This window comes from Actinocorallia libanotica (assembly GCF_039525175.1).
Taxonomy (GTDB): Bacteria; Actinomycetota; Actinomycetes; order Streptosporangiales; family Streptosporangiaceae; genus Actinocorallia; species Actinocorallia libanotica.
In genome coordinates this window covers 99,134-113,259 of sequence record NZ_BAAAHH010000004.1, presented here as the reverse complement: position 1 = coordinate 113,259, position 14,126 = coordinate 99,134, and the positions used below count along the sequence as shown (strand labels likewise).

11 protein-coding genes are annotated in these 14,126 nt (G+C 70.2%); 8 read left to right on the top strand and 3 right to left on the bottom strand.

Annotation, left to right across the window (positions count from 1 at the left end; all coding sequences use genetic code 11):
- Positions 1 to 7 precede the first annotated feature (7 nt).
- Positions 8 to 913: a VOC family protein gene (locus ABD140_RS07315; RefSeq protein WP_344238110.1), complete on the top strand. Its 906-nt coding sequence runs from the start codon at positions 8 to 10 to the stop codon at positions 911 to 913.
- A gap of 79 nt (positions 914 to 992) precedes the next feature.
- Entirely contained in the window at positions 993 to 1,835 is an 843-nt protein-coding gene (locus ABD140_RS07310; protein ID WP_344238108.1) for an alpha/beta fold hydrolase, read from the top strand.
- Positions 1,836 to 1,940: 105 nt separating this feature from the next.
- Here the strand turns inward: ABD140_RS07310 and ABD140_RS07305 are convergent, their stop codons facing one another.
- Together ABD140_RS07305 and ABD140_RS07300 are read right to left on the bottom strand one after the other, a co-directional pair.
- Positions 1,941 to 5,117, bottom strand: a complete 3,177-nt coding sequence (locus ABD140_RS07305; RefSeq protein ID WP_344238106.1) for a bifunctional cytochrome P450/NADPH--P450 reductase — start codon at positions 5,115 to 5,117, stop codon at positions 1,941 to 1,943.
- 74 nt (positions 5,118 to 5,191) lie between these two features.
- Positions 5,192 to 5,956, bottom strand: coding sequence for an SDR family oxidoreductase (locus ABD140_RS07300; protein ID WP_344238104.1), 765 nt, complete (start codon positions 5,954 to 5,956; stop codon positions 5,192 to 5,194).
- 92 nt (positions 5,957 to 6,048) lie between these two features.
- On the opposite strand from ABD140_RS07300, the gene ABD140_RS07295 reads away from it, so the two are divergent.
- Complete coding sequence (locus ABD140_RS07295; RefSeq protein ID WP_344238102.1) at positions 6,049 to 6,627, top strand: TetR/AcrR family transcriptional regulator; 579 nt, start codon at positions 6,049 to 6,051, stop codon at positions 6,625 to 6,627.
- Positions 6,628 to 6,850: 223 nt separating this feature from the next.
- Here the strand turns inward: ABD140_RS07295 and ABD140_RS07290 are convergent, their stop codons facing one another.
- Positions 6,851 to 8,968, bottom strand: a complete 2,118-nt coding sequence (locus ABD140_RS07290; RefSeq protein WP_344238100.1) for a WD40 repeat domain-containing serine/threonine protein kinase — start codon at positions 8,966 to 8,968, stop codon at positions 6,851 to 6,853.
- Between the two features lie 164 nt (positions 8,969 to 9,132).
- Here ABD140_RS07290 and ABD140_RS07285 point away from each other — a divergent pair, with 164 nt between their 5' ends.
- The 5 genes from ABD140_RS07285 (at position 9,133) to ehuD (ending at position 14,115) form a co-directional block, all read left to right on the top strand.
- Positions 9,133 to 10,017, top strand: a complete 885-nt coding sequence (locus ABD140_RS07285) for a DUF2268 domain-containing putative Zn-dependent protease (RefSeq protein ID WP_344238098.1) — start codon at positions 9,133 to 9,135, stop codon at positions 10,015 to 10,017.
- Between the two features lie 10 nt (positions 10,018 to 10,027).
- Positions 10,028 to 10,756: a MerR family transcriptional regulator gene (locus ABD140_RS07280; RefSeq protein WP_344238096.1), complete on the top strand. Its 729-nt coding sequence runs from the start codon at positions 10,028 to 10,030 to the stop codon at positions 10,754 to 10,756.
- Between the two features lie 1,080 nt (positions 10,757 to 11,836).
- Positions 11,837 to 12,736, top strand: coding sequence for an ectoine/hydroxyectoine ABC transporter substrate-binding protein EhuB (gene ehuB / locus ABD140_RS07275; protein ID WP_344238094.1), 900 nt, complete (start codon positions 11,837 to 11,839; stop codon positions 12,734 to 12,736).
- A gap of 14 nt (positions 12,737 to 12,750) precedes the next feature.
- A complete protein-coding gene (gene ehuC, locus ABD140_RS07270) occupies positions 12,751 to 13,455 on the top strand; it encodes an ectoine/hydroxyectoine ABC transporter permease subunit EhuC (RefSeq protein ID WP_344238092.1) in 705 nt (234 codons plus the stop codon).
- Positions 13,456 to 14,115 (top strand): ectoine/hydroxyectoine ABC transporter permease subunit EhuD, encoded by a 660-nt coding sequence (gene ehuD, locus ABD140_RS07265; protein WP_344238090.1) that lies wholly within the window; start codon positions 13,456 to 13,458, stop codon positions 14,113 to 14,115.
- The last annotated feature ends 11 nt before the right edge of the window (positions 14,116 to 14,126 follow it).

The window sequence follows — 14,126 nt, the reverse complement described above, 5'->3', positions numbered from 1 at the left end:
GAAGACCATGACCAGAGTCACCGAACTCGGCTACATCGGCATCGAGGCGAGCGACCTCGCCGCCTGGGAGCGCTTCGCCGTCGACCTGCTCGGCCTCCAGCCCGGCGTCAAGGACGAGGCCGGCCGCACCCTGCGGATGGACGACAAGACCCACCGCATGATCATCGTTCCGGGCCCGGCCGACGACCTCGCCTTCAGCGGGTACGCCTGCGCCTCCGAAACCGACCTGGACGCCCTGACGGCCCGGCTGCGCGAAGCCGGCCACGGCGTCGAGGAGGGCGACGAGGCCCTGGCCGCCGCACGCGCCGTCGAGCGGATCGCCGTCACCGCCGACCCGGCCGGCAACCGGATCGAGCTGTACGTGGGCCTGCGCGACGCCGGCACCCCGTTCCACTCCGACGTGCTGCACTCCCGCTTCCAGACCGGCACCGGCGGCGCGGGCCACACGTTCCTGATGGAGAAGGCGCCCCGCCAGGACCTCCTGGACTTCTACGCCCTGCTCGGCTTCAAGGTCAGCGACTACTGCCGCGAGGAGGTCGCCCCCGGCGTCATGGCCGACGCCGTCTTCCTGCACTGCAACGGCCGCCACCACACCGTCGGGCTCGCCGACATGCCCGTCGAGAAGAAGATGCACCACTTCCTCATCGAGGTCGGCGACATCAACGACGTCGGCGAGGGCTACGACCGCTGCCTGGACGCCGGGACGCCCATGGAGATGACGCTCGGGATGCACCCGAACGACCAGATGTTCTCCTTCTACGTCCGCACCCCGTCCGGCTTCGCCATCGAGTACGGCTGGGGCGGCCTCATCATCGACGAGGACTCCTGGACCGTGCGCGAATACGACCAGCTCGACAGCTGGGGCCACCGCGCGCCCGCCCAGGTCGCCGCCGCGCTCAGCGCCGGAGCCTGATCCCCCGGCCGCGCGCGGCCTCCCCCACGGCGTCTCCCCCAGACGCCCGCCACCCCGAACGAGCAAGGAGAGATCCGTCGTGCCACTCACCCAGGCCGAGACCGCCAGGACCGTCCAGACCAAGGACTGGCTGCTGCACTACCAGGAGGCGGGCGCGGGCGACCCCGTCATCCTGCTGCACGGCAGCGGACCGGGGGCGACCGGTTGGAGCAACTTCTCCGGCAACATCGAGGCGCTCGCCGAGCACTTCCACGTCTACGCGGTGGACATGCCCGGCTGGGGTTCCTCCGACGCCTGCACCGTGGACCGGCTCGACCACGTCGAGGCCGCCGTGCAGTTCATGGACGAACTCGGCATCGAGCGCGCCGCGTTCGTCGGCAACTCCATGGGCGGCGCCACCTCGCTGCGCATGGCCGTCGAGCACCCCGACCGGGTCTCCCACCTCGTCACCATGGGACCGCCTACCGGCAAGGCCCCCAAGCTGTTCGGCCCGGGCGACGGCCCCAGCGAAGGACTGAAGGTCCTCATCGAGGCCTACCGCGACCCCTCGCCGGAGACGATGCGCCGCCTCGTGAACATCATGGTCTACGACAAGGCCTACGCCACCGACGCGCTGTGCGCGGCCCGCTCCGACGCCGCCTCCGCCCGCCCGGACCACCTGCGCAACTACCTGGACGGCCTCCCGCAAGGCGCCCCCCTCCCGAAGTTCGCCGCCCTGGAGGACCTGGCCTCCCTCCAGGTCCCGACCCTGCTCATCCACGGCCGGGACGACCGGGTCGTCTCCTACGAGCACTCCCTTCTCCTGCTCGCCCACATCCCCGACTCGCGCCTCGTCCTGCTCAACCGGTGCGGGCACTGGGCGATGATCGAGCACGCCGCGGAGTTCAACCGCCTCGTCACCGACTTCCTCCGCCACACCTGACCGAGCCCCGGCGTTCCGCCTCCGGCCCGATCCACGGGCGGAACGCCGGGCAACCGCGTCAACCGTGGCCGACAAGGCGCCCGGGCGCCTCCCCGCCCGCGCCGGTCAGACGAAGACGTCGGTGAGGTAGCGGCCGTGGTCGCGCTGCATTCTCGTCATCCACTCCTCGGCATCGGCCGGATCGGCGCCGGTCGCCTCGGTGTAGATGCGTTTGCAGGTGTCGTGGACGGCGGGCGCCATGCGGCGGCCGTCACCGCAGACATAGAAGATCGCGCCCTGGCGGACGAGGTCGACGACGTCGGCGCGGTCCGCCCACAAGCGGTCCTGGACGTACTTGACGCCGTCGACGGGGACAGCGGAGAACGCGGGCCGGACGTCGACGATTCCGGCATCGAACCAGGCGGCCAACTCCTCGCGGTAGAGGTAGTCGACATCGGGAGCACCGCAGCCGAAGAACAGCAGCGCCGGAGCCGGGGCGACACCCTCCTCCTGCACCCGCAACGCGCGGTCCTGCAAGAAGCCGCGGAAGGGGGCCAGACCGGTGCCGGCGCACACCATCACCATGGGGGTGGTGAGGGATTCGGGCGGATGGAAGGCGATGTTGGACGGGCGGACGGTGACCGCGACCTTGGTCCCCGGACGGGCCTGGGCGAGATAGGTCGAGGCGGCGCCCTCGTACAGGCCCGCGCCCGACAGCGCCGGAGCCCGCACCACCGCGACGGTGAGGGTGGCGTGGTCGGGGCTCCAGCGGGGCGAGGAGGAGATGGAGTACTGGCGCGGGACCAGCGGCGCCAGCAGCTGCAGGAAGGTGGCGAACGACGGACGGCAGGACGGGTGGCGTTCCAGCAGGTCCAACACCGTCACCCGCTTGTCGAGCACCTCGGCGGCGTACCGGTCGGTGTCGCGGGCCAAGCCCTCCAACGCCTCCTTGTCGTGCCGCTCGACGGTCGCGTCGGCGAGCTGCTCGATCTGCTTGCGGGTGGCGGGCTGGCCCAGCTCGACGTAGCCGGCCAGCAGTTCCCCGGCGGCCACCGGCGTACCGACGGGCAGCAGCGTATGCCCGCCCTCCCCCATGCGCAGGACGGCATTGGTGTCGTAGGCCAAGTCGAACCGGGCCAAAGCGCGGTCCACCAGAGCGGCAGGGTTGAGCGGCAGAACCGCCAGATAGTCCCCCGCCCGGTAGGTGACGCCCTCGGGCAGGGCGATCTCCAGATGCCGCTTGGAGCGGGCGCCGGGAACACCGGTGTCCACCAGCTCCCGGTTGGCGACCACGGTGCCCAACCGCAGGCGGTTGCTCCGCAGGAGCGGATCGCGGACAGAGCCGACGAACTCCACCTCCAGCAGCGGGGAGACGGCGGGCGCGGCGGTACTCTGCCCGAACTCGGCATCGACCGGCCCCCACAGGCGGGCGTACCAGTCCTCGAAGTCACCGAAGAAGTCACCGCGGGCGTTGGCCTCCCCCCGCTCGAGCAGACGGCGGGCACCGGCGCGGGCCAAATGCTCGTCAACGGCCTTGGGCACCGCCTGATAGGTGCGCGCCCAATCGGTGTTCCCGCAACCGAACACCGCGTAGCGCACACCCTCAAGCGCGCCCTCCGGCAGGGCCCGCACCCAGTCCAGGAAGGCGCGGGCATTGTCGGGCGGCTGCCCCTCATAGGAGGAGGTGACGATGACGACCACGCCCTCGGCGGGCAGATGGCCCGCGGTGCTGTCCAAGGTGTCCACGGTGGAGCTGTAGCCGCGCAGCCGCGCGTCGTTGGCGACACGCTGGGCGAAGGACTCCGAGGTCCCCGCGTTCGACCCGTACAGCACGGTGACCGGTATCCCGTTGGCCGCCACCGCCGGCGCCACGGCCTCCCGAGGGGCCGCCTCGCGCTCGGCGGGGCCCTTGACGATGACGTTCTCACGGCGCCGGGCATAGACGTGCAGGCCCTCGGGCTTGATCGTGAGCGTCTGCTTGATCTCCAGGTCGTAATCGGCGTCGGCGAGGACAAGATCGAAGCGCTGCAACAGCATCGCCAGGAACAACGTCGCCTCCTGCAACGCGAACCCGCGCCCGATGCACGAGCGCTGCCCGTTGCCGAAGGGCTTCCACGCGTTCGGCGGCAGAGCCTCAGCGCGCTCGAAAGCGAACCGGTCGGGATCGAACGCCTCGGGATCGGGCCCCCACACCGCGGGGTCGCGGTGCAGCAGCGGGGTGAGCACCAGGAGCGTCTGCCCGCGGCGCACCGGATACCGGCCGCCGATGACGGTGTCCTCATACGGCTGGACGGCGAAGGCCGGAGCCGTGGGCCACAGCCGCAGCGTCTCCTGGAGGATACGGCCGAGACGGTCCAGGCGGGCGAGGTCCTCGAAGCGCGGCGCCCGATCCCCGAGGACCTCCTCGACATGGGCGCGGGCCCCCTCCAGCACCCGGGGGTTGCGCAGCAGCTCGTACAGGGTGAAGGTGAGCAGTCCGCTGGTCGTCTCATGCCCGGCGATCAGGAACGTCACCAGCTGGTAGCGCACATTCTCGTCCGTCAGCCGCTCCCCGGTGCGGGGATCGGCGGCCTGCAGCATGGTGTCGAGGATGTCGTGCCGCCCCGGCGGAAGGGGACGGCGACGGCGGTCGGCGATGAGCTGGTCGGCGACCTCGTACATCAACCGCTTGTCCTCGTCGTACTGGTGCCGGGTGCGCAGCATCAGCCTGTTCTGCAGCGGCAGCCGCCTGCCCCGCTCCCCCGACTCCACCAGGGAGCGCACCATCGCGCCGACGAACGGGTGCAGCTGCTCGGAGTACAGGCTGTTGAACCGGTAGCCGAAGGAGCACAACGCGATCGTGTCGAGGGTCAACCGGGTGGTGTCGTCGGCGACGTCGATGCGGTGCTCGGGCCCCTGGCGTTCCCACTTGAGCAGCAGCTGCTCGGCGATGTCGGACATGCCATCGAACATGCCGCGCAGCGCCGCGGGCCCGAAGGCGGGCATCAGAATACGGTGGGCCCTGCCCCAGTTCGGCTCCCAGGTCTCGGCCGTGAACAGCCCGTCGCCGGCGAAGCCGCGCACGTTGCGCAGGGCCCGGTGCAACTTCTTGTCGAAGCGGCTCTCATCGCACAGCTCGTCCACCAACTCCTGGGAGCCGATGACCACCATGTCCTCACCGAGCAGCTCAAGCCGGTAGATCGGCCCGTACCGCTCGGCGAGCTCCACCAACCCGAAGACGCCCTTCTCCGCATCGAGATCGGGCAGGTTGCCCAGCACGGGCAGGGGTTTGGGCTGCGGTATGGGATCCAATGGCGTGGACATGAAGGTCTCCCCCGAGAACAAGTCCGGCTACACGACCTTTTCCCAGTTCACCGGCGCTTCGCGCACGATGCAGGTCAGATCTTCGGAAGCGAGGAGGACCCGCCGACACCTCGGCTCTCGGTTCGGGGCTCATCGGGCAAGGGAGCCGCGATGTAGCGGGCCGGCGGGCGGCCGGGCCGGATGACGAGTTCGGTGCCCGCCTCCGCGGTGCGCAGGGTGGTCTCGACGGCCGCGGCGACATCGTCGGGATCGAGCATGGGGATGCCCGCAGCCTGGAAGCGCTCACGGGCGCCTGCGGTCAGGGGCGTGTCGACCAGGCCGGGGCAGACGGCGCTGAAGCGGATGTTCTCTGCGGCCAGGGCAGGGGACAGCGCACGGACCAGGCCGATGACGGCGTGCTTGGTCATCGTGTAGACGGGGTCCTGCGGGACGCCGTGCAGAGCGGCCAGGGAGGCGACGGCGACGATGGAACCACCACCCTCGGCGCGCATGAGCGGCAGGGCGGCGCGCAGTCCGTAGACGACGGAGTGCTGGTTGACGCCGACGACCGCCTGGTAGCGGTCCAGGTCGAGGGTGGCGGGGTCCTTGTCGGCGCTGTTGACCCCCGCGTTGAGGACTAGCAGGTCCAGCCGCCCTCCGGCGGCCTCCACCGCCCGGACCATCACCTGCGGATCGGTCAGGTCGCCCACCACCGCGACGCCGCCGACCGCCGCCGCCACCTCCTCCACGAGCGGATTGCGGTCCACCAGCACGCAGTCCGCGCCGCCGGCCGCCAGCCGCCGCGCGACGGCCTCGCCAATGCCTCCGGCGGCACCGGTGACGATCGCTGTCTGTGTCATGGCCCTGCTCCCCTCTACCTACCTACCTACATGTAGGTAGGTAGCAGGATACCCTGGTGCGGCCGAGCGGCACGATGACGAAGGAGACCCGGATGGGCGCGGACGGTGGCAGGCGGGAGGAGATCCTCGCCGCGGCGCTGGAGATGCTGGCCGAACAGGGCTGGCGGGGGACGTCCCTGAACGCGATCGCCGACCGCGTCGGCCTGACCCGCCAGGGCGTGCTGCACTACTTCCCCAGCAAGCAGGCACTTCTGACCGAGATCCTGGCCCGCCGCCAGGACCTCAACCGCGAACATCTGCTGGCCGACCACGCCGACAAGGACTGGCCCGACCAACTGGCCGAAGTCGTCGCCCACGACCACGACCGCCCCGGCCTCGCCCGCGCCTACAGCGTCCTCATGGCCGAAAGCCTCACCGCCGGCCACCCCGCCCACGCCCACTTCCGCGACCACTACAGCGACGTGCGCGCCCGCATGACCGAGGCGTTCACCCGACGCTGGGGCGACCGCCTGCCCTCCGGCCTGTCCCCCGCACAGGCCGCCACCGCGCTCCTGGCCCTCCTGGACGGCATGCAGCAGCAATGGCTCCTCGACCAGGACCAGGCCGACGACCATTCCGACACCATGCGCGCCGCCCTGTCCGTACTACTCGGCATCCCCGGCGACCATTGACGAAATGAAGACCGAAATCGCGCACTTCTGCGTCCATACGGTGCGCCGAGTCGGCCGGTCTCACGACCCGGCGGCTTAGCGGCCGTAATAAGTCGACGAAGTTCCTTATGTTTTGGGGTTTTGATTGGCAGTTGGGCTTTTGCCCGACCCGGTGCCTTTACATAGTAAAATACAGAGAGAAACCAGTCGGCCTGTCGGCGACTCCGTTGGGCGCCTCGGCTTGTCAGAGGGGCCAGAGGCAGGTGGTCCGGTCCCAACTCGTGGTGGCGAGGAGATCGTTGTCGGGGTTGAAGGCCACACCGTTGACGGAGGCCGTGTGCCGGGTCAGGGTGCGCAGGGGCCTGCCGGTGGAGGCGTCCCACAGGCGGGCGGTCTTGTCGTCGCTGCCGGAGGCCAAGGTGTGGGAGTCGGGGCTGAAGGACACGGCGCGGACGGCCGCCGTGTGGAGGGCGAGGACCTGAAGGGTCTTGCCGGTCCCGGTGTTCCAGAGGCGGATCGTGCCGTCGTCGCAGGCCGTCGCCAGCCGCGAGCCGCTGCGGTCGAAGGCGACCGAGCCTATCCAGCCCGTGTGGCCGGTGAGGGTGCGCAGGCGCTTCCCGGTGGCGGGCCTCCACAGGGAAGCCGTGCCTTCGGCGCCGCACGCGAGCGTCGCGCCGTCTCCGGTGAACGCCACGGACTTGACGTTGCCGGAACGGATCTGCAGGACGCGTCTGGTGTCACCGTCGGCGGGATCCCAGAGTCGGACCGTGCCATCCCACCCACCCGAGGCGAGGGTCCTGCCGTCCGGGCTGAAGGCCGCGGCATAGACGCTGCCGGCATGGCCGGTGAGGGTGCGCACGGCCCGACCCGTGGCCGTCCTCCACGTCCGGACCGTCCCGTCCTCACTGCAGGTGGCGACCATCGTGCCGTCCGGACTGAAGGCCGCAGCGTAGACGGCGTCGGTGTGGCCCTTGAGGAAGCGGACAGTACGGCCTGAAGCGACGTCCCACAGACGCACCTCGCCGGACCGGTCCCCGGTGGCGAGGGTCCGGCCGTCACGGCTGAACGCGACCATGAGGACCTCGTCGCTGTGGCCGTGGAGGGTGCGCGGCTCTTGCTCACCGCCGGGCGGGGGCGTATCACCGACGGCCGGTTCCGGCTTCCCGGAAGCCGACGGCGGAACGGCGGACGGCCCGCCGGACGGCTCGGTGGTGCCGACGGGGCCCTTGGAGGGGATCCGGGTCGCAGGGCCCTGGTGGGACGGTGCGGTGGAACCCGACGGCGTGGGGTCTCCGAGGACGGGCCCTGCTCCGCGGTCCTTCAACGACAGGGCCACCACGGGCACGGTGACGCCCGCCGCCAGGACCGCGGCGAGGAACTCGCGGCGGCCGCGCCGCGGAACGGCCCCGGGCCGCCGCACCGCCGCGGCGGGCTTGTCCGGTGGCCGGTCGAGGTTCAACGCGGGCGGGGCTCCGGTCCGGGCGGGATGGAGCGGCGGCTGCGACACCGGCCCCGGCCGACCGGTGCCCCCTGAGGCGACAGGTGGCGCTTCCAACGCGGCACGCACCCGTTCGGCGGAGTCGGGGCGGTCAGAGGGCGTCTTGGCCAGCAGCTCCAGCACGATGCGGTCGAGTTCGGCGGGGATCCCGGCCCGGATTTCGCTCGGTGCGACGGGCTCCTGGTTCAGGTGCTGCCCCATCAGCGCGGACACCGACGGGCCGGGGAACACGGTGCGGCCGGTGAGCATCGTGTACAGGATCCCGCCCAGCGCGTAGAGATCGGTGCGGTGGTCCACCGGGTCGCCCAGCCACTGCTCCGGCGCCATGTAGGCGGGTGTTCCCACACGCCGCCCGCTGAGGGAGTGCGTGGCCGTCAGGTCGGCGATGTGCGCGATGCCGAAGTCGCAGATCTTGATCCGGTCACCGTCGAGCAGCATGATGTTCCCCGGTTTGAGATCCCGGTGGACGACGCCGTCCTTGTGCGCCGCCGCCAGCGCGTCGGCGATCAGGGCGCCCAGCGCCGTGACGCGGGGCACGGCCAGACCGCCGGGACGGGCGGCCGTCTCACGCGCGAGATCGTGCCCGTCGAGGAACTCCATGGCCAGATACCACTGGCCCTCGTACTCGCCGATGTTGTCGACCGCGGTGATGCCCGAATGCCTCACCCGGACCCCGATCCGCGCCTCCTGCTTGAACTTCTCGAGCCACAGCGGATCCGTGGCGGCGATCTCCGGGTACAGGAACTTGATCGCCGCCCGGCGGTCGTGCAGGAGATCACCGGCCTCCCAGACCTCGCCGAACGATCCCCGGCCGAGGCTCCTGACCAGCACATAACGTCCGGCGAGTTCCGCCCCGGCCCGCACCCTGCCTCCACTCCGCCGTCCTGGACGGCACGATGGCGCTCAGCGCATGTTGAACAGTGATCTTTCCAGCAAATTTTCTCTTCTGGAAGAGGCGGACTGTAACCCTCAAAGCGCACGACGAGCGGTTTGACCTTGACGCTGCGTCAACTTCTAGCATCGAGGCCATGTCGATCACCGTCCTTGACACCTACTCCGCCATGAAGCGGATCCTGCTGGCCCCGGTCGCCGACCGCGCCGGCCTGCTGCGCTCGATGCTGGAGCCCATCAGCGGCATGTACCGCCACCACCCCGGCGAGGTCGACCTGGTGGCCGTGCACCTGGAAACATCCGGGTTCCCCGTCGACCGCGACGAGGAGCGCTGCCTCGACGCGCTCGAGACCCTGGCGGCGGCCGGGGCCTGGGAGCGGATGCAGCGCGCCTTCGACGGCGCTCTGGACGTGCTGCTGGAGGCGACGCCGGGACTGGAGGCCCCGGACATCACCGTGCTGTTCGTGCTCGGCGATCCCGGTGACGAGCACTTCATGGGGCCCTGCCAGGGAGTGACCGGGTTCGGCGGCATCTCGGGCCAGATCGTGATCACGTTCTGGCCCTTCCCCGAGAACGTGGAGCGGTTGGAGGTCACCGCCGTGCACGAACTCCACCACAACCTGCGGTTCAGCCCGGGCGGGGTCGTGTGGGACCCGATGACCGTCACCGTCGGCGAACACATCGTCTCCGAGGGCCTGGCCGACGCCTTCGCCCGTCGGCTCTACGGCGACGAACTAGGCCACACCCGCATCGGCGTGCCGCACCTGCACGACGACGAGGTCTTCGACAAGGTGCTCACCGGACTCGACGTGACGGGCATGCAGAACTTCACCGCCTGGGTGCACGGCGACCCCAGCGCCGAACGCTTCGGCCTCACCCCGGTGGGACTGCCGATGGGCGCCGGGTACGCCGCGGGCAACCGGCTGGTGGACGCCTACCTGGCGGCGACCGGGCAGACGGCCGAGCAGGTCCTGCACGCCGACAGCTCGGAGATCATCACCGCCACGCTCCGGCGCGGGTGACAATGAGACGATGGAGTGGACGATCCAGGAACTCGCGGTGAGGGCCGGCATCACCAGCCGCACCCTGCGCCACTACGACCGCGTCGGGCTCCTGGCCCCGTCCCGGGTCGGCGCGAACGGATACCGCTACTACGATTCGGGGGCGGTCGCCCGGCTGCAGCGGATCCTGCTCATGCGCCGGCTCGGCATGGGCCTGCCGGCCATCGCCGAGGTCCTGGCCGACGAGGTGGACACATGCGACGGGCTCCGCGCCCACATCACCGCGCTGGAAGAAGAGCGTGACCGCGTCGAACGGCAGATCCGCTCCGTGCGCCACACGCTCGAAGCCCTGCAGGCGGGTGCGGAACCGCGCATGGACGTCATGTTGGCGGGATTCAACGACCACTACAAGGACGAGGTGATCTCGCGCTGGGGCGAGCGCGCGTTCCAGGCGGGCAACGACTGGTGGCACGGCAAGACCCTTGACCAGCAGCGGGCCTGGAAGCAGGACACCGAAGACCTCGTCGCCGCGTGGGTCGCCGCGGCGAAGGCCGGGATCTCCCCGACCTCGGAACACGCTCGGTCGCTGGCCGCCCGGCACGTCCGGTGGTTGAGCCGGATCCCGGGCACCCCCACGGCCGACGGCGACCGGGAGTGCTCGATCGAGATGGTGAAAGGCCTGGGAGACATGTACGACGACGCCGCAGGTGCGATGTTCGTCCGCGACGCACTGCAGGCGTACGCACGGACCCGGATGTAGAGCTGCCCGAGCCGGGTGGCCTTTGAGGGTCGACGAAGTTCCTCTGTGTTCGGGGTTAGTGGTTCGGCGCCTGTCCAGCCCAGCGCCTTTACACAGTAAGGTACAGGGAGAAGGCGGCTGCGGCAGCACCGCACAGCAGGCACGCTGCGTAGCGGCATGCGGGAATCCCCGGGGCGAGCCACTACCCGGCGTGACCCCATCCCCTCCCCTGCCGTTCTGGCAGGGGAGGGGATGGCCGCGACCGAAGAGACGGCCGGCCGGCGCCCCGGCCTCGGCTCCCGCCCGGACCGAGGCCGGGGCGCCCGCCACGGAGAGGCGCCATTCACCCGGGCATAAGGCGGCGAGTCGCTCCCGGATGAGGATGGCGAACCCGCTACCACAGAAGCGATACTTCTTTGTTATAGCAACGTAATTTATGCGCGACGGCCTGCGATGAAAAGCATCGAGAAAAACTCTGATTATCCGGCTCGCACGGGTCCGCGTTCTCCCTTCTCCCCCCGTCTGACGAATCTCCCCCAGCGCGCGTAGACGGCTTGCGGCAGGAAGGATTTCTCGTACCGGAAAATCCGGAGTCACGCGTGGCGCGTCTCCGCCGAAGCAAGTCACGGCGCCTTGGCGGGCGCGGACGCAGCGTGTCCTCGACCTGGGCTTCCAGCCGTCCGACGGGTGTGAACCGCCTCTACCTGCGGCGTGTCGGGGACGAACGCCGGAACGGGACCGGGGCGCGCCGCCCGGCGGCCTTTCCGTGATCTTCCCAGACCCCTCCCCCTCCTCTCGCCCATTCCTTTCTCTTCCCCCTCGGAAAACCCGATCCCGCCTCCACGGAAATAAGCCGGTCATCTCGTGCGGCATGCACGCGTTCGCATATCGGTGAAGTAAGGGAATCAACCGCCCGCACGGGACCGCTATCGACCGCCGAACCCCAGCTGAGAGCGCGCGTCGGCCCCCTCGGAGGGCGGTGGTGCGATTCCCGTCGCCGCCGGTCCGGCGCTCTCCGCCGGGTTGACCGGGCCAGGACCGCCCCCTACGTTCGATGCGGAAACAGAACTGCTGCATATGCGCTTAAAGGGGCAAATACCAATGATGAGTCAGGACTGGACACGGCGGGGCCTCCTCCGCAGGGCCGCCGCAACCGGTGCCCTGGTCCTGGCGGGGTCCCTCGCGCTGTCCGCGTGCAGCAGCGCCGACACCTCCTCGGGCGACACCCTCGCGAAGGCGAAGGAGGCCGGGACCATCAAGGTCGGGTTCGCCAACGAGGCGCCCTACGGCTTCACCGACGCGAACGGCGAGCTCACCGGCGAGGCACCCGCGGTCGCCCGCGCGGTGTTCGAGAAGCTGGGCGTGCCGAAGATCGAGGGCGTGCTGTCCGGCTTCGACGGCCTGATCCAGGGGCTGGGCGCGGGCCAGTTCGACGTGATCGCCGCGGGCATGTTCATCACCCCCGAGCGCTGCGCGAACGCCGCGTTCTCCGTGCCGGACTACACCACCAAGAGCGCCTTCCTGGTGCCCGAGGGCAACCCGAAGGGCGTGGGGACCTTCGAGGAGGTCAAGTCCTCGAAGGCCTCGATCGCGGTGCTCAGCGGCGCGGTCGAGAAGGGCTACGCGACGGACGCGGGCGTGCCCGAGGACCAGATCAAGACCTTCGACACCCAGGACAACCTGCTGCGCGCGGTCAACGACGGGCGGGTCGACGCCGCCGCACTGACCGACATCTCGCTCAACGACCTGGTCTCCAAGAACCCCGATGCCAAGGTCGAGGTGACCCCGGGCTTCACCCCGGTGAGCGGCGGCGAGCCGGTGGTCTCCGCGGGCGCCTTCGTCTTCCGCAAGGGCGACGACGCGCTCCGCGAGGCCTTCAACGCCGAGCTGAAGAAGCTGCACGAGAACGGCGAGTGGGTCGAGCTCGTGGAACCGTTCGGCTTCGCCGAGCAGAACATCCCCGGTCCCGAGATCACCACCGAGTCGCTCTGCCAGGGCTGATCAGCGGAACCCCCGTGTCGGAGAACTTCGATTTCCTGCTGCGGACCGTCCTCAAGGGCCTGCCGTACACGGCCGGAGCCGCGGCCGGCGGGATCGCGCTCGCCGCGGTCCTGTCGTTCGCGGCAGGGCTGGCGCTGCTGTCGCGCTCCCGGGGCGTGCGCCTGGTCAGCCGCGTCTACGTCGAGGGCTTCCGCGGCACGTCCGAGGTGGTCCAGCTGTTCTGGATCTACTTCGCGCTCCCGGTGCTCGTCGGCCTCCAGCTGGTCCCGCTGTTCGCGGGCATCCTCGTGCTGGGCCTCAACCACGGCGCCTACGGCGCCGAGATCGTCCGCGGCGCGGTCCAGTCGGTGCCCCGGGCCCAGGTCGAGGGCGCCGTCGCGCTGGGCTTCGGCCCCGTGCGGCGGATGCGGCGGGTGATCCTGCCGCAGGCGGTCGCGGAGATGCTGCCGCCGTTCACCAACCTCTTCATCCAGCTGCTGAAGAACACCTCGCTGCTGTTCCTCATCCAGGTGCCGGAGATCTTCCACCAGGGGGAGCTCCTGCGGCCGCGCTTCGGCAACGAGCTGGGCACCATCTACGCGATCCTCGCCGTGCTCTACCTGGTGCTCGCCCTGCTGATCACCTTCGTGATGGGCCGGCTGGAGCGGGTCGCCGCGCGCAGGCTCGGCAGGAAGGCTGCCGGCCGCAACGGCGCCTTGGCCGCCGGAAAGGGCGTGTAGATGGAACCGTGGAAGTGGGACCTGTTCTTCGGCAGCCTCCCCTACATCGCTCGCGGCCTGCTGGTCACCGTCAAGATCACCCTTCTCGGGTCGCTGCTGGCGTACACGCTGGGCCTGCTGTTCGCCGTCCTGCTCCGGGCCCGCGTCCCGGTGCTGCACCTGGTCCTGCGCGCATTCGTCGAGGCGGTCCGCAGCACCCCGCTCCTGGTGCAGATCTTCGTGCTGTTCTGGCTGATGCCGCAGCTGACCGGCGTCAAGCTGGGCGCCGAGACCACCGGTGTGCTCGCGCTGGGCGTCCACTACGCCTGCTACACCGCCGAGGTCTACCGGGCGGGCATCGACGCGGTGCCGCGCGGGCAGTGGGAGGCCGCGGCCGCGCTCTCGCTGCCCCGGTCGCGGGTGTGGCTCGGAGTGGTCCTGCCGCAGGCGGTGCCTCGGGTGATCCCCGCTCTCGGCAACTACACGATCTCCATGTTCAAGGAGGTGCCGCTGCTGCTGGCGATCGGCGTGCTGGACGTGCTCAACCGGGCCAAGGAGTTCGGCGCCGACAACTACCGCGTGATCGAGGCGTACACCATGGCGGGCCTGGTGTTCCTCGTGCTGAGCTACCCCGCGTCCGTCCTGGTGCGGAGATTGGAACGCCGTGTCGCACACTCCTGAGACCGAGGCGG

Excerpts from the sequence above, each read along its gene's own strand:
- ABD140_RS07315 (WP_344238110.1), top strand. The coding sequence starts at position 8 with ATGACCAGAGTCACCGAACTCGGCTACATCGGCATCGAGGCGAGCGAC.
- ABD140_RS07305 (WP_344238106.1), bottom strand. The coding sequence starts at position 5,117 with ATGTCCACGCCATTGGATCCCATACCGCAGCCCAAACCCCTGCCCGTG.
- ABD140_RS07300 (WP_344238104.1), bottom strand. The coding sequence starts at position 5,956 with ATGACACAGACAGCGATCGTCACCGGTGCCGCCGGAGGCATTGGCGAG.
- ABD140_RS07295 (WP_344238102.1), top strand. The coding sequence starts at position 6,049 with ATGGGCGCGGACGGTGGCAGGCGGGAGGAGATCCTCGCCGCGGCGCTG.
- ABD140_RS07285 (WP_344238098.1), top strand. The coding sequence starts at position 9,133 with ATGTCGATCACCGTCCTTGACACCTACTCCGCCATGAAGCGGATCCTG.
- ABD140_RS07280 (WP_344238096.1), top strand. The coding sequence starts at position 10,028 with ATGGAGTGGACGATCCAGGAACTCGCGGTGAGGGCCGGCATCACCAGC.
- ehuB (WP_344238094.1), top strand. The coding sequence starts at position 11,837 with ATGATGAGTCAGGACTGGACACGGCGGGGCCTCCTCCGCAGGGCCGCC.
- ehuD (WP_344238090.1), top strand. The coding sequence starts at position 13,456 with ATGGAACCGTGGAAGTGGGACCTGTTCTTCGGCAGCCTCCCCTACATC.